We start from the raw sequence: 18108 nt of genomic DNA on the forward strand, positions 1-18108 counted from the left end.
GTCCTCCGTCACAGTTCCTTGGCCATCTGATAGTGGAACTCCAGCACGTAATCCCAGGTTATTGCGGCCGGTACGTTCGACGACTGCTGCAGACTTTCGTACATCACATAAAGGAACTTTTGGAATTCCCTGATCGACTGGCGACGCGCAGATATCATCCTTTCCACCACATCCGGTTCGAGAAGCGGTCGTTCGTTCGTATGGCCACTGAGTTGAAATCTGTGTTCGACGAACGCCCGTCCATGGCCCCTGGTGAGCGGGCCGACCTCCAGAACGATCGGAAGGCCGCGGTCGGTACGGTCCAGACGGGACTGCACGGTGTCGAGGCCGTGCTTGCCCCGCAACTCGCAGAAAAGCAGCAGTCCGGGGTGGGCGTATTGCGCGTACTCCACGACCTCCTCGATGCGTTCCGTCCACGGGAGCCGGACAACGACGACCACGTTGTCGGCGAGATGCAGGGACAGGCGCGAGTAGAGGGTGGCAGGTTTCTCGCGCAGCTGTTGCAGGTCACTGTCGTCGATCGTCACCATGCCGCGGCGACGAAGCGCATCCCGCAGGTAGCCGGCGACCTGGTTGATCCGGGCGTCCATGCTGTCGGTGACCCCGGCCTGCCAACGGGCGTCCACTGCGACCGACTGCAGGCCCGCGGCCTCGATGTCGGTCTGCGCTTGCCAGGCGCACCGGTTGATCAGGGACGACTTGCCGCAGCCGTCCATGCCCATCGCCACGACCAACTGACCTCCCCTCATCAACTCGCTCGGGTCGGGGACGGCCCGGGTGAATTGCCGGAAAGCACCTTGAGTGTTGTCGACGGCTACGTACTGCTTCAAGACCTCGACGGGGTCGCCGCTCAAGGGATCGAGCGGGTCCCGGGGGTCCTGACGGCCGGGCAGTGAGAATGGATTCACATTCATCTCAGGGGGTTCGACTCCTCGTGACCTGCGCCTTCGGGGCAGCGGCGGGTAGGCGCCTCACGCTGCGGTCATTCCGTCCGTGCATGTCGGCCACGGCCTCCGCCTCGACTGTCAGATCGTCAACAGCGGCACGGAGATCGTCAGCCAGACCCGGGTCGATCCTGCCGACCCGCTTGACGATGTCCACGTCCAGGTCCTCGAGTCGCTTACGCAACGCGCGAGACCGATCCCCGTAGCCATCGGCGGCGGCGACCGGCCCCAGCGCCGCGATCAACGCCAGACGGCATTCCTGCATCCGTGCGCGGAGCTCCAGCGCGGCATCTGCCGTCGTGGACCTGGCCGCCAGATAGGCGTTCGCGGACTGAGCGAAGTGCAGCGCGGCGCGGCGCAGCGCCTCCACCTCCGATTGGCGGGCGGTGTTGGCCTCCTTGCGGGTGGCGAGCCGGTTCGTGAGCCAAGCGCCGAGGGCGACCGGGACGGCGGCCGTGAGCAGAGCGAGACCGGTGGTGACCCCTTCGCTCACCCCGCCGGCCGACGAGGGCGCGCGCGGACCTTTCGCTGCGGCGGTGAACGCCGCGCAGGCTCGTCGGAAATCGTCGCCGGTCTTCTCGTCGGTACGCCAGTCGCGCAACGCCATCGTGGTCCTGCGCACGAGCACCCTGTCCGGCTCCCGCTCGACCGGGTCTCCGAGCTTCAAATCGGACGCCGCGCGCAGGAAGTCCGCGCGATGCTGCGGGGACAGGCAGAATACCGCCTGGGCATCCTCGGTCGCCGTGTCGGCGCCACCTCGCAGGAGGAGGACGGTCAGGAACGCCGCCACGGCGGTCAGACCGCTCGCCACGCCGATCCACACGCCGGGGCGCCGAAGGCGATCGATCCTCCACACGGGCGGTAACTCTAGCGCCGTCGCATGATCAATGTTGTCCGCGATCTGTTCCGTGCCGACCTCGACAAGGCCGAGGACTCTGGCTGCGGCTCCCCTTGCAGGGAATGCGCGCTGGTGGTAATGCAGCCACAGACCACTGTGGAAGATGGCGGCTCACCACTGATGGGACGTCGCGGGCGAGTGCCGGTTGACCCTCAGCGAGCTGGTGTGGCCGAAGACCGACGACACCGCGACCCGGCCCGGGCCGACCAGCCGCAGCCAGATCGTGCGCTGGCTGAACGCCTGGCGCGCCGAGGCGGTGGGCGCGCGTTGCGGATACTCCACGTGCAGATGGACGGTGACCGATATGTCGCGATAGAGCAGCGCTCCCGGTTGTACCAGCACGGTCTCGCCCGGCGCGAGGTCACGCAGGAACGTGTTGCCGGGTGCGTGCAGCAGGATCAGGCCGGGCGTCTGCTGGGCCGCGAAGATGTCGCCGTACTGGCCGACCGGGAAATGCGTCTCCCGGTCGTCGCCGGAGCCGGTGATGTACCAGATGCCGGTCGGCTGCCAGGTGTAGCTGATGTTGCCGGTGGCGGTCAGGAACCGGTGCTCGCGCGTCCAGATCTGCCGGCCCGGCATCAGCGGCAGCGCCACCATCTCGCCCGCCCGATCGCCGGACAGGGCGATCCGGCCCGGCCCGCGCGCCTCCATCATGATCAGCGGCAGGCCGGACATCATCCGCTTCCACCCGCCGGCGAGCGACGTGCTCGACAGGCGGACGTTCGGCTCGGTCCAGAGCAGCGAATGGTGCGAGAAGAAGATCCAGTCCGGCTCGGCCAGCGCGAAGTCGGCGACCGGCACGTACGTGCCCTCGATCTGGACCCGGGACTGGCCGAACTGGATCCGGGCCATGTCCTTGATCGGGGGCTGTTCGACCCAGCCCGAGCGCGAGATGGCGGTCCGGATGTCCAGCGCCGCCCCGCAGCTCGGGCAGGAGGTGCCGCCGGCGGGATGCACCATCCGGCAGTAGCGGCAGGTGACGTGACCTTCGGGAATGGTCATCTGGTCACGCCGCATGGTGGTGGACGTACATCGACTGGATGCCCACCCGGCCCGGGCCGGTCATCTCGGCCAGATACATCCCTCGGCGCAGCAGGCCGGTCTTGACCGGCATCTGTACCGCCTGCATGGTCACCGACGCGTCCTTGTAGAGGAAGCCGCCCGGCTCGACCAGGATTCTCTCGCCGGGCCGCAGCCAGCGTTCGAGGACGTTGCCGTTGCCGTGCAGCATGAGCAGGCCCGGCGCGCCCGCGGTGACGAACCGGTCCAGGTACATACCGTTGCCGCCGTGCAGCACGTTGGCCAGCCCTTGGATCCGCACGAAGGAGAACCCGATCGTGTTGCTGGCCAGCAGGAACGCGTGCTCGCGCACGTCCAGCTCCATGCCCGGGTGCAGCGGCAGCACCACCAGTTCCCCCGGCGCGTCACGGGAGAACGCGACCCGGCCCGGCCCGTACGCCATGGTCAGCACGAACGGCATCCCGCCGAAGAGCCGCCGGACCCCACCCTGTGTCGGCACGGCCACGACCGGGGTGGCCTCGTCCTTCCAGAGCAGGACGTGGTGTTCGAAGTACACCGCATCGCCGTGCGCCAGCGTGATCTCGGCCACCGGCACCAGCTCGCCCTCGACCTGCACGGTCGAGTTGGCGAACCGGAACTCGGTCATGTCCCGCAACCGAGGCGCCTGTCGCCACCCGGAGTCACTGACCACGTTCCTGACGTCCAGCGGCGCGCCGCAGGTCAGACAGGACGTGGTGCCGGGCGTGTTCTGCAGCCGGCACCATTGGCATTCGATGCGATCCACGGCGCGGAACGTAGCAGAGCGATGCCTGCGCCCATGTCGGCGGACCAGCGCCGGCCATGGATCGGCCGGGATCACTGCCGCTTGGATCGAGCGGTTCAGATGATCGGGCCGGCTTCTCGCCGGCCCTCAGGAGGGTTTGGGGGCGTCGCGGTAGCGCCGAGCCCCCGGGTGGGGCGGCGGGTTGTTGACGACACGGTCGCGGCCGGCGTGTTTGGCGGCGTACAGATTGCGGTCGGCGTCGGCGAGCATGCCGGATTGGGTGGCATTCGCCGTGGAGGCGGTGGTGGTCGACCCTATGCTGACGGTGACCGGCAGGTCCCCGGTCACGGGTCGCCAGTCGTGGTTGCGGATGGCCAGGCGCATGTTGTCCAGATGGGTTGCCGCGTCGGCGGGGCCGGCATGGGGCAGGACGAGCAGGAACTCCTCGCCGCCCATGCGGGCGACGAAGCCGGCGTCGCTGATCTGCGGCAGCGCGTCGGTCAGGAGGGTGGCCACGGTCGTGAGGACCTCGTCGCCGACGCCGTGGGAGAGCGTGTCGTTGATGCGTTTGAAGTGGTCCAGGTCGGCCAGGGCGATCGTCAGGGGTGTCCCGCCGAGGCGGGCGTGTTCGATCATGGCGGGCAGGTGCTCGTCGACGTAGCGGCGGTTGCGCAGACCGGTGAGGGGGTCCGTGCGGGCCTGGTCACGGAACTGGGCGGCCTGGGTGCGCGCTTCGGTGGTTTCGAACATGGCCTGACGCGTACGGGCCTGGGCTTCCAGCTGCGCGCTGCGCAGCCTCTCCACCGCGGCGTTGGCCTCCTTGAGGGTTTGGAACGCGCGGGCGTGGTCGCCGGTGGCGGCGTGCAGTTCGGCCTGCTCCTGCAGGGTCTGGGCGGCGAACTCGGCGAGCCCGTGTTCGGTGCACAGCGCGTGAGTGCGGTCCAGGCTCTCTTGAGCCAGGTCGGCCTTGCCCAGGTGCCGCTGCGCCTTGGCCAGCGTGAGCAGGGACTCGGCCTGCCCGTAGCAGTCGGCGACGCCGGCGCTCTCGTGCACCCGCAGGCAGCCCTGAATCGTCTGCTCGGCTTCGGCGTACCGGCCGAGCGCGATCTGCGCCACGGCGAGGGTGTCGATCTCCTCCGGGCGCAGCAGAGCCAGGTCGAACGCGGTGCCCGGTGCGGTGACCGCGGCCATCAGCCGCTCCAGCGTCTCCCACGCCCGCTGCGGCTCGCCGGCCTGCAACTCCGCGTACGCGCGATGGTTGAGCGCCATGCGCTGCCACCGGAGGTCGCCGATGTCGACGGCGAGGTGCTCGGCCTGCTGGAGTCGCTTCAGCGCCTCGGCGTGGGAGTCCACCGATGCCAGGGCCAGCGCGAACTGCAACAGGCAGCCCACGCGGATGCCCGTGGGGGTGTCGTCGCCGAGCAGTTCCACCGCGCTGACCGCGTGGGCGAGGACGGCCGCCGCGTCACCGAGCTCGAAATGCAGCGAGCTGAGTACGGAATGACTGCGGATCAGCAGTTCCCGGCGATTGTTCTCGGTCGCCCACCGGTGCACCTCCTGAGCCGTGCGTGCCACCTCGGCGAACTCTCCGTCCCGCCGGCCCCGCAGGCGGGCGGTGAGCATGCGGGCGCGCTGCCACAGCTCGATGTCGCCGAGCTCGGCGGCCTCCCGCTCGATCTCGGCGGGCCGGGCCCGCAGCGCGGCGTCCAGCCCGTCCCACGGGACCGCCTCGATGGCGATCAGGTCGGCGAGCAGCTGCTGTGCCCGCTCGCCGGCGGCCGGCCCGTCCTGGTTCACACCCTCAGGCTGCCACGGTCGTCGCTGACGGGGGCGAGCTGAGCCGGACGCGGCAACGGGATCGACCGCTCACACGGTGATCACGACCTTGCCGCGGACGTGGCCGTCGAGCATGTGCCGGATGGCGGCGGCAGTCTCGGCCAGCGGGTACGTGCGGTCGACCGCGGCGGTGAGGTCGCCTGACGCGCACAGGTGCGCGAGCGCGCCGAGGTCTGTGGCGTTCTCCGAGGTGAGGAACGAGCCGAGCCGCTGGCCGACGAACCCGGAGAGCAGCTGCGCCCGGAGCTGGCGGTCGGTGCCACCGAGCCAGCGCCCGCCGGTCTCGCCGCCCACGATGACGAGCCGCCCGGTGGCGGTGAGGGCGCGGCGCAGGTCGGCCAGGCGTCGGTTGCCGCCGGTGTCGATGATGACGTCGTACTGCGTCCCGCCGTCGAGGGCGTCCTCGCGGGTGTAGTCGACCACGCGGTCGGCGCCCAGGCTGCGGACCAGGCCCACCTTGGTGGTGCTGCAGACCCCGGTGACCTCGGCGCCGTCGGCCTTGGCGAGCTGGACCGCGAAGGCGCCGACCCCACCGGACGCGCCGAGCACGAGCACTTTCTGCCCGGCGGTCACCCGCGCATGGTTGCGGACGGCCTGCAGCGCGGTGAGACCGGAGACGCCGAGCGTTGCCGCCTGCGCGAACGACAGGTTCGCGGGCTTCTTGGCGAGCTTGTCGGCGCGCGCGCAGGCGTACTCGGCGAAGGTGGCGGCGCCGACGCCGAGCACCTCGTCGCCCGGTTCGAGGCCCGTGACGTCGGCGCCGACCGCCGCGACCACGCCGGCCAGCGCCCGGCCCGGGTTGGCGTTCTTGGGCCGGCGCAGGCCGAACCCGGCGGCCCGGACCGGATACGGCAGCCCGGCCATCATGTGCCAGGTGCCGCGATCGACGCTGGCGGCGCAGACCCGCACCAGCACCTCACCCGGACCGATCTGCGGCCGGGCGGTCTCCGCGCACCGCAGCAGGCCCTCCGGCGCGGCGCCGTAGCGGTCCTGGACGACGGCGCGCATGGTCGGCACCGCGCCGGACGGGGTGTGGCCCTGGGTGGGGTCGTGCCTGGTCATGGTGTTCATTTCGCCCTCCATCACGGTGTCCTTACGCCGTAAGGATGAGCCTTACGATGTAAGGTGTCAAGGCCGACGAGAGGATCCGCCCGATGGCCGAACGGACCAGCCGCCCCCGCGCCGCCCGGACACCGCTGACCCGCGACGCGGTGCTGCACGCTGCGGTGACGCTCGCCGATCAGGGCGGGCTCGCCGCGCTCACCATGCGCAAGCTGGGCGAGTCCGTCGGTGTCGAGGCGATGTCGCTGTACACCCACGTGGCCGGCAAGGAGGACCTGCTCGACGGGATGATCGACGTGGTGTTCGGCGAACTCGACCTGCCGGACGCCGGAGGCGACTGGCGTGGCCCGATGCGGCAGCGGGCGATCGCGATCCGCCAGGCGCTGACCCGCCACCGCTGGGCGATCGGCCTGATGGAATCCCGCACCAACCCCGGACCGGCCACGCTGCGCCACCACGACGCCGTCCTCGGCTGCCTGCGCGCGGGCGGCTTCACCCTCGCGCTGGCCGCGCACGCGTACTCACTGTTGGACAGCTACATCTACGGCTTCGCGCTGCAGGAGCGCGGGCTCCCGTTCGACACTCCGGAGCAGACGGCGGAGCTGGCCCAGGTGATGCTGGCTCAGTTCCCGGCCGACCAGTACCCCCATCTGGCAGAGTTCACGCGCGAGCACGTGCTGCGGCCCGGTTACGACTACGGCGAGGAGTTCACGTACGGGCTCGACCTGATCCTCGATGGGCTCGAACGGGCCGCGAACGCCGGCCATCGCCTGCAGCGTTGACTCCGGCGCTTCCGGGCTTCACCGCAGGATTCCGGTGTGGCCGAGGGAGTAGCGGCCGGGCTGGGGCCACACGCAGAGTCCGTGCGGTTCGGCGCCGACCCTGATGCGGGCGAGCAGGTGGCCGTCGGTGGCGCGGATCGCGTAGACCTCGTGGTGGTAGCGGCCGGACAGCCACAGGACCGTCCCGTCGGCGGACAGCCCGCCCATGTCGGGGCTCGCGTGTCCGGGGATCCGCCAGGTGTGTTCGACGGTGCGGGTCGCGAAGGAGATGACGGAGATGGTCCCGGCGCCGCGGTTGGTGACGTACAGGTGCCGCGAGTCGCGGCTGGGGTAGAGCCCGTGGGCGCCGTCGCCGGTCGGCAGGAAGGCGGGGGTGGTGAACCGGTCGCCGTCGAGCAGCCAGACTCCGCTGGTCTCCATGTCGGCGACATACCAGGTACGCCCGTCCGGGGCGATCTTGATGTCCTGGGGCATGGGGTGCTCGCCGGGCAGGTGCATCCGGGCGATGATCCGCTGTGCTGCGGTGTCGATCTTGAGCAGGTCGCCGGAGAACTCGCAGGTGACGATGAAGTAGCGCCCGTCGGGCGAGAAGTCGGCGTGGTTGACGCCGCCGCAGTTCACCGGCAGGACGCGCGCGACGGCCATGGTGTGCGGGTCGCGGAACACGATGTTGCGGTGGGCCTCGGCCATCACGATCGCGTACCGCCCATCGGGCGTGAAGTAGAGGTTGTACGGATCGTCGACGGGGACCGCACGGCCGAAGGTGCCGGTACGGGCGTCGATCGGGGTCAGCGAGTGTCCGATGTCGTTGTTGACCCAGAGTGTCCTCAGGTCCCACGAGGGGACGACGTGCTGGGGTCCGTGACCGACCGGGACCGTGCGGATGACCCGGTAGGTGCGCGGGTCGATGATCGACACGGTGTTGCCGGCGAAGTTCGGCACGTACACCAGCTGCCGGTCGTGGCGTACTTGCGGCGACAGCTGGCCGGGCCGGTCGGCGGCGTACACGTCGTGGGGGTCCAGTGGTGGCGGCATGCCGGGCAGGACCGGCCCGGGCTGTGCCGGTGGTGGGGCTGCGGGCGTGCTCGCCGACGGCCGGGCCGGTCCGGCCGCCGGCGCGGCCGCGGACGGCTGACAGGCGGCACAGAGCATGGCGAGGACGGACAGGGCGGCCAGTGGGGCGCGACGGGGGGTCATGTGATCAGCTCACTCATGGTCACGGGTGTCAGCCCGCGTCGGCGTAGGCCGCCCAGCAGCGCCGGAATCGCCGCGACGGTCGCCTCGTGACCGAGGTGGAGACTGACGATCGAGCCGCCTTGTACTGCGCGGAGGGTGGTGCGCACGATGGCGTCCGGTGCCGGGTCGGTGTAGTCGAGCGAGTCGACGTCGTAGGACAGGCAGGTAGCGTATCCCGCCGCGGCGGCCTGGGACCGGATCATCGGGGTGGCGTGGCGGGTCCGGGAGGGACGGAACCACCGTCCGATGGAGCCGGTCGCGGCGGTCAGCGCCTGGGCGCAGTCGTGGATCTCGGCGTATGCCTGTTCCGGGGCCATGGCGGAGATGTCGGCGTGGTGCTGGGTGTGGTTTCCGAGCTCGTGGCCGTCGGCGAGGATGCGCTGGGCGAGGGTGTGCTGGGTGCCCAGCCAGGAACCCACCGCCAGGACGGTGACGCGGGCCCCGCCCCGGTCCAGTTCGTCGAGCAGCCGCCCGGCGAGCACGGGGTCGCCCTGGCCGTGGAACGTCAATGCCACCGTGCGGCTGTCCCGGGGGCCGTGGCTGATCTCGCGGGCCGTACCCGGTGCCCTGGTCGTCGCCTGCGGCACTGGCGGCGGTGGTGACGAGGCTGCGGGGGTGTCGGCCGGCGGGCGGGTCGGCCCGGAGCAGCCGGAAAGAATCGAGCCGGCGGCGAGAGCGGTTGCTGCCCGGAGGGCGTCGCGACGGTCCACCCTGAGCACGCTAGGTGCTCCGACCTGAAGAGACGCTGAGACCGCCGCACCCCGTGGGTTCGGCCGTGCCACTGACGGCCTGCGATGTCACCCTGCCGGGTGCACTCCTCGGCCGGGCTGCCGCAGGAGCAGTGCCAGGGTGGCGTGGTGCAGCGTCCAGACGCCCAGGGTCCGGTAGCCGCGGCGGAGCGTCGTGCGCAGGTCGGGCCGTGCGGCGGCCGGATCGCGCTCAGTTCCGTACGTGAACAGCCAGATCCGGTCTGCCTGGCCGACGTGCGCGCCGGGATCGGGGTATTCCTGGGCGTGCAGCGTGCCGACGTCGGCAGCCGGGCGTTGCAGCAGCAGGTCACGAGGTTGGCCCGGGTCGTCGCGCAGGTAGTACGCGAGGCCGGCGCGCATGGTCCTTGAGTGGGCCGTGTAGATGATCCCGTCGCCGGGTTGCTGGTAGCGGTCGACGAGCTGCGCAGCGGTGCGGTAGTCGCTGCCGTTCTTGGCCGTCGCGCCGCGCACCGCCCGCTGGTCCGGGACCACCGCGAGGCCGAGCACCGCGAGCGCGGTCGCGAGCTGCAGCGCGAGCGTTCGCCGGCTGCGCCACCCGGCGGGGGCGTGGCTCGGGCCGAACGGCTGTACCAGCCCGGCTGCCGCCAGCAGTGCCAGCGGTGCGAGCACGATCAGCAGGTACCGGACGACCCAGTACGGTGCGACCAGCACCGACAGGGTTGCGAGGACGGCGACCGGCACGAGCGCCATGACCGTCAACTCCGTGACGTGCCGGCGTGGTTGCCAGACCGCGAGGATCGCCAGCCCGATCAGCAGCCATCCGGCGGGTACCGAACCGAGCAGCATGCCGGGGAACTTCCACAAACCGCCGCTGGTCAGCGGCTCGACCCAGGCCAACTGCGTGCCACGCTCGTGCAGTCCCAGCCACAGCAGCGGTGTCAGGGCGGCCAGCGCGCACCCGACCGTTGTGCCCCAGGCGATCAGGATGCGCCGGGTGCGGTGCTGGGCGATGACGACCAGGTGCGCGGCGAGGGTGGTGAGGGCGATGACGTGGCTGAGTCCGAGCAGCAGGACTGTTGTGCCGTAGGCGATCCAGCGGGCGGGTCGCGGCTGGTGCACGGCCCGGTGCAGGAGAAGCAGGGCCAGCAGGGCGAAGAAGCAGGCGAATGCGTACGGGCGGGCCTCGGCGGCGTAGCGGGAAGTGTTCGGCATCAGGCACAGCAGCAGGCCGGCGACCGTGCCGGTGAGTGGTCCGAAGTAGCGGCGGCCGAGTTCGCCGGTCAGGGCGACCGCGGTACCCATCGCGAGAATCGACGGCAGGCGTAGGGCGATCTCGCTGGTGCCCGCGAGCGCGGTCCAGTAGTGGATGAACAGGTAGTAGGCGCCGAAGACGGCGTCGACCTGATGGATCAGGTGCCACAGTTGGGCCGGGGTCCGCGTCGCGGCGTCCGCTGTCGCGATCTCGTCCCAGCTCAGCACGGGACGCCCGGCCTGGATCAGGGCGATCCCGATCATCAGCAGGCCCGGACCTACCGACGGGCCGAGAAGCGTCAGCCAGTGCGGTACGCCCCGGCGGGTGCGGATACCCATCCGGTCCGGCAGCGGCCGTATCCGCCACGGGGCGGCAACCTTCCGGCCGCGCCTGGACCCCAGCATTCCGACCATAGGTTCAGCCTCTCCGCCCGGACACTCGCGGAGGGTCAATACAACAGATCGCGGCTGAAAAAACGATGAGAGGCTCAGCGCACGTGACACCCCCGCGGTGCTTTGTGCGAAGGCGCCCGGACCGCCCGCTCGATGGCCTCCGCGTTCCGGCTGTCACCCGGGCGGGTCATGCGAGTGCTGCGGGCCGGCGGAAGGAGAATGCGGCCAGTGCGGTCGCCGAAACCAGCACCGCCACGACAACGATCCAGCTGACCACGAACGGGGTGGCCAGGATGCCGTGATCGCCGCGGAACCCTGCCGGATCATGGGAGCGCACCTGCAAACCCCACACCACCGCGGCGATCGTGGCCACGGCCATCCCGGCGGCCACGATCATCCGGGCAACCGGGTCCAGCCGGGCCGGTTGCGCCGCCGGTACACGACGCAGGACCTCACTGGCGGCCCACGCGGTCGCGGTCACCACCCCGATCGTGGCTGCTGCGATCAGCACGAAACCGGCGACATCGGGTGCCGACCGCACCTCATGGCCGGCCGTGATTGCCAGCGCCAGCCGGAGAATTCCGTACCAGGCAGCAGCTCCCACGATGGGGACCGCCACGAACTTCCACACGTCGCCGTGACCCCCACGGATCAACGCGAGCGCGGTAGGCGCCGCCGCGATCATCAAGGCGAGCATGGCCGCTGCTGCGGCGAGAACCATCAGCGCGTACATGCCGCGCGCAGCGTCGCTGACGTCCTCAGCCAGCTTGGCGAAACCAAGGCCACCTACCGTGAACAGCCCGGCAGCCCACACCACTGCGGTCATCGGGGAACCACGGGACACGATTGCACCTCCATGCGCACGCACGGCTCCGGACAAGGAATCCACGACCAGGAGCGGGTGGCGGCGTATGCCCAGGTCGCACAGCAGTTGGGCATACTCCTCGCCGTAGCGGCGACGCCACCCGGCGGGATAGCAAGCCACCAACGCCCGCACCAGCAGGCCGTCGGCGCTCACGCCGGGGCCGTCCCGAGCCGGTCCAGGCTCAACGCGGCGAGCCGCTGCATCCGCGTCGCCTGGGACGACAACTCAGCCGCGCCGGCAGCCGTCAACCGATAAGGCCGGCGGCGCCCGTCCGCCGGCAACCCTTCGATCAAGCCGCCCTTCTCCAGCCGCGAGAGCGCTGCGTACAACGTTCCCGGGCCAAGGGTTACGCCGACCTCGCCGGCGATGTCGGCAGTGATGGCGTAGCCGTGCTTCGCGCCATCGGCCAGGCTGGCCAGGATCAGCAAGCCCGGCTCGGCCCAGCGGCCAAGGTCGTCCATCTGCCGGTTCCTCCGTCCATCGCTATATCGCCCAACGTACTACGTCGGGCGATATAGCGCCAGTCCCGGGGCTGCGCCGAAATCTGACTGCGGCAAGCTGAGTCGCCTTCGGAATTGCTGGCGTCGGTGAGGGTGCGCGAATCCGGCGTGTGAATTGGATCTACGGCGCGGCGCGCCATCGTCGACGTCGGCACGATGAAGCACACAATGGAGATCATCAGTCAGGCTCACGATATCGGAGTTGACGTGAATCCCATTCGGCATCTTGTGTTTTCCATCGTCGCTACGGGTGTGGTGTCGGCAACCGCAATCACACCCGCGGTTGCCGCCCCGCAGGTTCCGCAACACACCGTCGCCGAGGTCCAGGCGAAGGTCAACGCGAAGGTGGCACATATCGTGAGCCACCTGGCCGTGCTGCGGCCCCGCGTCGCGGCGAACAAGCGCTACACCGTGGCGCAGAAGACCTTGCTCGATGCCGATATCGTCGCTGTGCTGAACGCCGCCGTGGCCGCACGGACGAAGATCGATTCCGATACCACGATGGACCAGATCCGTGCGGATCGCCCGCTGTTGGTGGCCCTTCACGACAAGCGCATCAAGCTCAAAACCGATCTCGCTGCCGCACGCGCCCACTGAAACATTCGTCCCCTGTGGACGTCTGCCGTGGAATAGCGGCGTCCTCGGTGCTCTGTTTTGAGGTTCCGGGTCGAGGTCAGCCTCGACCCGGACGTTCCGCTCCGTCGCCACGGCCGTGATGCTGCTGTCCGGACCGACATCGGTGCTGGGCCTTGCCGCGCTGTACGAGGCCGGTCTGATCGTCGCGTTCACCGCCGGGGTGCTCCCGCCGCGGCGGCGACCGCTGCGGTGCTGATCTACCGGCTGTTGTCGTGCTGGGCGGCATTACCGGTCGGACCGGTGTGCTGGGCTGGGCTGCGCCGCACAGCCGTGTGCGGGGTTCCCGCATAGGCCCGGGTGGGGGCCCGTCGGCTCGGCCGGAGAACCGTGCAGTGGCTTGCTCGCCTACATTGGGCCTGCTAGGGGAGGTGTGCCCATGTTCGGATGGTGGCGGCGCGACAGCGAACAGCAGGCGGAGGAGCGCCGTCGGGAGTCCGTCGTCCGCGCGCTGCGGGCCCCTCCGGAGCCGATCGAGACGCGTGGGCCTCGGCGCTGGCGCGGGATCGCGCCGGAATGGCACGACTGGCTCCGCCGTTCGGAGACGGGCGTGGAGGTGTGCACGCGGTGGCAGGAGGCGGACGAGTACCGGTTTCTGCTGGGTGATGACGCGTACCGTGATCAGCTGCTGCAGGTGTTGGCGCGCGCGGCCCCCCGCGACTGTGCTGCGGCGGGTTTCGGCTGCACGCGGCGCAGCGACCGGAGGTGCCGCGCACCGGAGATCTGTTCCCAGGAACGCGGCACGGTGGCCGGCGATGAGGTGCGGCGGGAAGGACCACTGCCGGGCGCGTGCGATGCGTTCCACGGTGAGTGGGGACGTCATCTGCGGCTGTCGGTGAGGTTCAGCGCCGGGGAGCGGCATCGTGCCGTTCTGTGGGCCGACTCGCGAGAGCCGGTGACCCTGTGGGTGGACGGTCGGCGGGTCGGCGAGCGGCGTCCGATCGACGACTACGGCTGGTGGGTCGACGACCGGTTCTTCGTGCTGCAGGTCGAGGGGCCGGAGGAACACCCCGAGCAGACGGGCGTCGTGGGGGCGCTGGCCTGCAAGATCAAGTCCGTACTGGTCTACGATGCGGACCGGCAAGTGGAACACCTGTTCGAGCCGCGTGACGATCAGGTGTGGATCGATCCTGTGGTCGAGCGTCACGGCGACGAGCTGCACGTGCACCCGGACGCCGCCCATGAGGCCGCGAGTCCGCCGGACCAGGTCATGCGGATCACCTGACGACGTTTCCTGGCGAGCGTGTGCCCAGCCCCGCCGCCCATGGCGCAAACACTCGACGGCCGGGGTGTCGTGGTGGCGTGCCCCGGAGGCTCACCGATGGGCGGAGACCAGACCGGCTTCGTACGCGATGATCACCAGGTGCACCCGGTCGCGGGCATCGAGTTTGGTCAGCAGCCGGGTCACGTACGACTTGGCCGTGGCAACGCTGATCGACAGCCGCGCGGCGATCTCGGCGTTCGGCAGGCCGGTGCCGACCAGCTGAAGCACCTGCCGTTCGCGGTCGGTGATCCCGCTGAGCGTGCGCGGGGGGACTGCCGTGCCCGGCGGCCGCCGAACGACGTCGTTGATCAGTCGGCGGGTCACACTCGGCGCGATCAGGCTGTCCCCGGAGGCGACCACCCGGATCGCGGTCAGGATGTCGTGCACGGCCATGTCCTTGACCAGGAAGCCGGAGGCCCCGGCGTGGAGGGCGCCGTAGACGCTCTCGTCGTCGTCGAACGTGGTGAGCACCAGCACGCGCGCGTTCGTCGTGCTCCGGGTGATGCGACGGGTCGCCTCGATGCCGTCCATCCCCGGCATACGCAGATCCATCATCACCACGTCGGGGCGCAGCCGGTCGGCCAGCCGCACCGCGTCAGCTCCGGTGCCTGCCTCGCCGACGACCTCCATGTCCTCGGCGGACGCAACGGACGTCCGCAACGCGGTCCGGATCAAGGGCTGATCGTCGGCCACGACCACGCGGATCGACATCATGCTCCCGTGCACATCGGCAGCCGGGCGGACACGCGGAATCCCCCGTTGGGGCGGGGCTGCGCGCAGAAGTCACCGTGCAGCAGGCCGACGCGTTCGCTCATGCCGATGAGGCCGAACCCGGCGCCGGTGGTGTCGGCCACGCCCGTACCGTCGTCGAGCACTTCGATGACGAGCTCCTCATCCTGATATTCGACCGTCACGCGACACGTACGGGCGCCGGCGTGCCGTACCACGTTGGTGATCGCCTCCTGGATGATCCGGTACGCAGCGATGTCGACCTCGGGCGGGAGGGCTCGCCGATCACCCTGCCAGCGCAGCTCGACCGGCAGGCCGGCCTCGCTGGTCTCGGTCGCAAGGCGCTTCACGTCGGCGAGCCCGGGCACGGTGCTGGGATGCTCCGGAGGTGTCTCGCGCAGCGCCACCAGCATTCGCCGCAGACCGGCGAGCGTTTCCCGGCCGGCCACCTCGATATTGTGCAGCGCCTGCCGAGCCACCTCCGGCTGGGTGTCGACGACCAGGTTCGCGGACCCGGCCTGCAGTGCGACGATCCCGATGTTGTGCGCCACCATGTCGTGCAGCTCGCGTGCGATCCGCAGCCGCTCGGCGTTGATCGCATCGGTGGCGATCCGTGCTCGCAACGCCACGGCGTGTTCGCGCCGCTCGTGCACCGATCGGCCGATCAGCCAGGCCACCGCCGCGGCAAGCATCACCAGCAGCATCTCCACGATTGCCACACCCCACCCGAAGGCGAGCCGGATGCCCTGGTAGGCCACGAACAGCCCGGCAGCCGTCAGGCCGCCCGCGACGGCGGTCCGCCGGTGACGGGTGGCCGCGATGAACGCCAGCGCCACGTAGAACGCGAAGTACTGCGGCAGCGGGATGCTGCCGAGGTCGCCCGCCGACGCGCCGCACGCCCCGCCGGCCAGCAGCAGAACGAGCCCGAAGGCCGGCTGACGGCCGACGATCGCCGCGCCGAGCAGGGCGATGGCCGTCGCGCCGCCCAGCACCAGCAGGGCAACGTGCCAGCGGTCCGGCGCGGCGCCCGGCGGGCGGGGCAGCCGCAGGGCGATCAGTAGCGAGTACGCCAAAGCCACGAACCAGCTCAATGCCGTCCAGACGCCCGGCGTCCAGCCCTTCCAGGACAGGGATGGGGACGCGGCAGCTGACACGGGTCCCAGCGTAGAGCCCGTCGCACGCGGCGTCGTCCGACCGTGGGTGTACACCCTGGGTTGCCCTTGCCTCGTCGAACTGCACTCCACGGTTGATGTGCCACCCGTGTCGCCGAACCACGATGGACTCGTGATCGAAGCGACGAACCTGACAAAACGGTACGGCGACAAGACCGCCGTGAACGGCCTCACCTTCACCGTCCGTCCCGGCTCCGTCACCGGATTCCTCGGACCCAACGGTGCCGGGAAGAGCACCACGCTGCGCATGATCCTGGGTCTCCACACCCCGACCAGCGGGCGGGTAACCGTTGACGGACGCGACTTCCGGGGCCTTCCACGCGGTCTTCGCCACGTCGGCGCGCTGCTGGACGCGGGCGACGTGCACGGTGGGCGTACCGCGATCGCGCAGCTGGCCGCGCTCGCCCGCAGCAACCGCATCCCGCGCCGACGCGTCGACGAGGTGATCGACCTCGTCGGGCTCGCCAGTGCGGCTCACCGGCGCATCGGCACGTTCTCACTCGGGATGCGGCAACGACTCGGCATCGCCACGGCCCTGCTCGGCGACCCTCCGGTACTGCTGTTCGACGAGCCTCTCAACGGTCTCGACCCCGAAGGCGTCCGGTGGATCCGCAACCTTTTCCGTCAACTGGCCACGGAGGGGCGCACGGTCTTCGTGTCTAGCCACCTGATGAGCGAGATGGAGAGCACCGCCGACCAACTCGTCGTGATCGGCCGTGGCGAGCTGATAGCGGCGGAAAGTACGGCGGCCTTCGCGGCCCGCGGAACCGGGTTCCGTGTGCGGGTCCGCACCCCGCAGGCGGAGGCGTTCACGGCGATTCTGAGGCGGGCCGGGGCACGGGCCGAGCACCGGGGCGGTGAGCTGCTCGACATCACCGGCCTGACCGCGGAGGAGGTCGGCGAGCTCGCGTTCGAACACCACGTGATGGTGCGCGAACTGTCCACCCGCACGGCTTCGCTGGAGGCGGCGTTCATGCAGCTCACGGCGGACAGCGTCGAACATTTCGCGCGCGATGCGGGACCCTGCGACATCGACGAGGAGTACGTACCATGACCAACCTTGCGACCACACCGCACGCCGCCGCGCCCACGACCCGATCCCGCGCCCGCTTCATCGACGTCATCGCATCGGAGTGGATGAAGCTGTGGTCACTGCGTTCCACCTTCTGGGTGCTCCTGCTCAGCGCGCTCGGTGCCATCGTCGTCAACCTCAACGCCGCGTACGCCGACTACCGCAACTACCCGGACTACGACGCCGTGACCCGTGCCGCCTTCACCCCCGCGTGGGCGGCGTGGGATGCGTTCACCTCCATCGCCGCCACACTGGTGATCCTCGCGATGAGCTCGGTCGGCGCGATCAGCGTCGTGGGCGAGTACAGCACCGGCCAGAACCGCACCTCGTTCGCCGCGGTGCCTGCCCGGGGCGCGGTGGTGACCGCCAAGATCGTCGTGATGACGGTCGTGACCACCACGTTCGGCGCCGCGGTGGCCGGCGTCTCGTTCTGGGCCACCCAGGCCATCCTGTCCGGACGGCACGCCGGAATCTCCCTCGGCGAGCCGGGCGCCCTACGACTGGTCGTCGGGTCGGCGCTGCTGGCGCCACTGTCCGCACTCATCGGCATGGCACTCGGCGCACTGATCCGGACCACCGCCGCCACCATCGTCACCGCGACGCTGCTGCTGTTGATCCTGCCCACGGCCATGAACGACAACAAGTACTGGGCTGCCCTGCTCGCGCACACCCTGCCCCGGGTGGCCTGGGGCCGGCTCACCGAAATCCAGCCAGGCGCGGGCCCGGCCACCATCGCTTCCTTTCCGTGGACGGCCGGGGGAGCCTGGACCGTCTACGCCGCATGGGCGGCGGCATCGATCCTCGTTGCTGTCGTCAGCGTGCAACGCCGTGACCAGTGATGCGTTCCGACCGGATGGTGTGCTGCGGAACAGCGGCCAGTTCGCGGACATCGTCGACATGGTGTCATCACGGATACACGATCCGATGCGAGGCTTCGATGGACGTCAATGTGTCGTTCCCGGCCCGCCGTACGGCAGG

At 70.1% G+C, this 18108-nt stretch carries 18 protein-coding genes; 5 read left to right on the forward strand and 13 right to left on the reverse strand.

The window, feature by feature from the left end:
• Positions 1-8: 8 nt before the first annotated feature.
• From ACMCNK_RS00770 to ACMCNK_RS00795, 6 genes are all read right to left on the reverse strand, one after another.
• Positions 9-914 carry a hypothetical protein gene (locus ACMCNK_RS00770; RefSeq protein WP_412734418.1) on the reverse strand — a complete coding sequence of 302 codons (906 nt, stop codon included), beginning with the start codon at positions 912-914 and terminating at the stop codon, positions 9-11.
• A gap of 1 nt (position 915) precedes the next feature.
• Positions 916-1767 (reverse strand): hypothetical protein, encoded by an 852-nt coding sequence (locus tag ACMCNK_RS00775; RefSeq protein WP_412734419.1) that lies wholly within the window; start codon positions 1765-1767, stop codon positions 916-918.
• A gap of 186 nt (positions 1768-1953) precedes the next feature.
• Positions 1954-2844: an AIM24 family protein gene (locus ACMCNK_RS00780; RefSeq protein WP_412734420.1), complete on the reverse strand. Its 891-nt coding sequence runs from the start codon at positions 2842-2844 to the stop codon at positions 1954-1956.
• A gap of 4 nt (positions 2845-2848) precedes the next feature.
• A complete protein-coding gene (locus ACMCNK_RS00785; RefSeq protein ID WP_412734421.1) occupies positions 2849-3646 on the reverse strand; it encodes an AIM24 family protein in 798 nt (265 codons plus the stop codon).
• A 126-nt stretch (positions 3647-3772) separates the two neighbouring features.
• Positions 3773-5422 (reverse strand): diguanylate cyclase, encoded by a 1650-nt coding sequence (locus ACMCNK_RS00790; RefSeq protein ID WP_412734422.1) that lies wholly within the window; start codon positions 5420-5422, stop codon positions 3773-3775.
• A 69-nt stretch (positions 5423-5491) separates the two neighbouring features.
• Positions 5492-6469, reverse strand: a complete 978-nt coding sequence (locus ACMCNK_RS00795) for an NAD(P)-dependent alcohol dehydrogenase (RefSeq protein WP_412740724.1) — start codon at positions 6467-6469, stop codon at positions 5492-5494.
• A gap of 146 nt (positions 6470-6615) precedes the next feature.
• On the opposite strand from ACMCNK_RS00795, the gene ACMCNK_RS00800 reads away from it, so the two are divergent.
• Positions 6616-7305, forward strand: a complete 690-nt coding sequence (locus ACMCNK_RS00800) for a TetR/AcrR family transcriptional regulator (protein ID WP_412734423.1) — start codon at positions 6616-6618, stop codon at positions 7303-7305.
• An 18-nt stretch (positions 7306-7323) separates the two neighbouring features.
• Here the strand turns inward: ACMCNK_RS00800 and ACMCNK_RS00805 are convergent, their stop codons facing one another.
• The 5 genes from ACMCNK_RS00805 to ACMCNK_RS00825 form a co-directional block, all read right to left on the reverse strand.
• A complete protein-coding gene (locus ACMCNK_RS00805; protein WP_412734424.1) occupies positions 7324-8502 on the reverse strand; it encodes a hypothetical protein in 1179 nt (392 codons plus the stop codon).
• Positions 8499-9251, reverse strand: coding sequence for a polysaccharide deacetylase family protein (locus ACMCNK_RS00810; RefSeq protein ID WP_412734425.1), 753 nt, complete (start codon positions 9249-9251; stop codon positions 8499-8501). Before ACMCNK_RS00810 ends, ACMCNK_RS00805 begins: the two co-directional genes overlap by 4 nt.
• Positions 9252-9338: 87 nt before the next feature.
• Complete coding sequence (locus ACMCNK_RS00815; protein ID WP_412734426.1) at positions 9339-10907, reverse strand: glycosyltransferase family 39 protein; 1569 nt, start codon at positions 10905-10907, stop codon at positions 9339-9341.
• 175 nt (positions 10908-11082) lie between these two features.
• Positions 11083-11913, reverse strand: a complete 831-nt coding sequence (locus tag ACMCNK_RS00820; protein WP_412734427.1) for a hypothetical protein — start codon at positions 11911-11913, stop codon at positions 11083-11085.
• Positions 11910-12221: a PadR family transcriptional regulator gene (locus ACMCNK_RS00825; protein WP_412734428.1), complete on the reverse strand. Its 312-nt coding sequence runs from the start codon at positions 12219-12221 to the stop codon at positions 11910-11912. The genes ACMCNK_RS00820 and ACMCNK_RS00825 overlap by 4 nt, the downstream gene beginning before the upstream one ends.
• 207 nt (positions 12222-12428) lie before the next feature.
• Here ACMCNK_RS00825 and ACMCNK_RS00830 point away from each other — a divergent pair, with 207 nt between their 5' ends.
• Together ACMCNK_RS00830 and ACMCNK_RS00835 are read left to right on the forward strand one after the other, a co-directional pair.
• Complete coding sequence (locus ACMCNK_RS00830; RefSeq protein ID WP_412734429.1) at positions 12429-12857, forward strand: hypothetical protein; 429 nt, start codon at positions 12429-12431, stop codon at positions 12855-12857.
• Between the two features lie 415 nt (positions 12858-13272).
• The gene (locus tag ACMCNK_RS00835) at positions 13273-14118 is read left to right on the forward strand and encodes a hypothetical protein (protein WP_412734430.1); all 846 of its coding nucleotides are present in this window, start codon (positions 13273-13275) and stop codon (positions 14116-14118) included.
• Between the two features lie 90 nt (positions 14119-14208).
• Here the strand turns inward: ACMCNK_RS00835 and ACMCNK_RS00840 are convergent, their stop codons facing one another.
• Both ACMCNK_RS00840 and ACMCNK_RS00845 read right to left on the reverse strand, forming a co-directional pair.
• Complete coding sequence (locus ACMCNK_RS00840) at positions 14209-14868, reverse strand: response regulator (protein WP_412734431.1); 660 nt, start codon at positions 14866-14868, stop codon at positions 14209-14211.
• A complete protein-coding gene (locus tag ACMCNK_RS00845; RefSeq protein WP_412734432.1) occupies positions 14868-16040 on the reverse strand; it encodes a histidine kinase in 1173 nt (390 codons plus the stop codon). Before ACMCNK_RS00845 ends, ACMCNK_RS00840 begins: the two co-directional genes overlap by 1 nt.
• Before the next feature lie 130 nt (positions 16041-16170).
• Between ACMCNK_RS00845 and ACMCNK_RS00850 the strand changes: the two genes are divergently transcribed.
• Positions 16171-17112: an ABC transporter ATP-binding protein gene (locus ACMCNK_RS00850; RefSeq protein WP_412734433.1), complete on the forward strand. Its 942-nt coding sequence runs from the start codon at positions 16171-16173 to the stop codon at positions 17110-17112.
• Positions 17109-17969 (forward strand): ABC transporter permease, encoded by an 861-nt coding sequence (locus ACMCNK_RS00855; RefSeq protein WP_412734434.1) that lies wholly within the window; start codon positions 17109-17111, stop codon positions 17967-17969. The genes ACMCNK_RS00850 and ACMCNK_RS00855 overlap by 4 nt, the downstream gene beginning before the upstream one ends.
• The last annotated feature ends 139 nt before the right edge of the window (positions 17970-18108 follow it).

The organism is Krasilnikovia sp. MM14-A1259 (assembly GCF_047159535.1).
In the GTDB taxonomy this organism is placed as follows: Bacteria; Actinomycetota; Actinomycetes; order Mycobacteriales; family Micromonosporaceae; genus Actinoplanes.

Coding starts and splice junctions, on each gene's coding strand:
- ACMCNK_RS00855 (WP_412734434.1), top strand. CDS start 17,109: ATGACCAACCTTGCGACCACACCGCACGCCGCCGCGCCCACGACCCGA.
- ACMCNK_RS00835 (WP_412734430.1), top strand. CDS start 13,273: ATGTTCGGATGGTGGCGGCGCGACAGCGAACAGCAGGCGGAGGAGCGC.
- ACMCNK_RS00830 (WP_412734429.1), top strand. CDS start 12,429: ATGGAGATCATCAGTCAGGCTCACGATATCGGAGTTGACGTGAATCCC.
- ACMCNK_RS00840 (WP_412734431.1), bottom strand. CDS start 14,868: ATGTCGATCCGCGTGGTCGTGGCCGACGATCAGCCCTTGATCCGGACC.
- ACMCNK_RS00795 (WP_412740724.1), bottom strand. CDS start 6,469: ATGCGCGCCGTCGTCCAGGACCGCTACGGCGCCGCGCCGGAGGGCCTG.
- ACMCNK_RS00805 (WP_412734424.1), bottom strand. CDS start 8,502: ATGACCCCCCGTCGCGCCCCACTGGCCGCCCTGTCCGTCCTCGCCATG.
- ACMCNK_RS00815 (WP_412734426.1), bottom strand. CDS start 10,907: ATGCTGGGGTCCAGGCGCGGCCGGAAGGTTGCCGCCCCGTGGCGGATA.
- ACMCNK_RS00800 (WP_412734423.1), top strand. CDS start 6,616: ATGGCCGAACGGACCAGCCGCCCCCGCGCCGCCCGGACACCGCTGACC.
- ACMCNK_RS00770 (WP_412734418.1), bottom strand. CDS start 914: ATGAATGTGAATCCATTCTCACTGCCCGGCCGTCAGGACCCCCGGGAC.
- ACMCNK_RS00780 (WP_412734420.1), bottom strand. CDS start 2,844: ATGACCATTCCCGAAGGTCACGTCACCTGCCGCTACTGCCGGATGGTG.
- ACMCNK_RS00825 (WP_412734428.1), bottom strand. CDS start 12,221: ATGGACGACCTTGGCCGCTGGGCCGAGCCGGGCTTGCTGATCCTGGCC.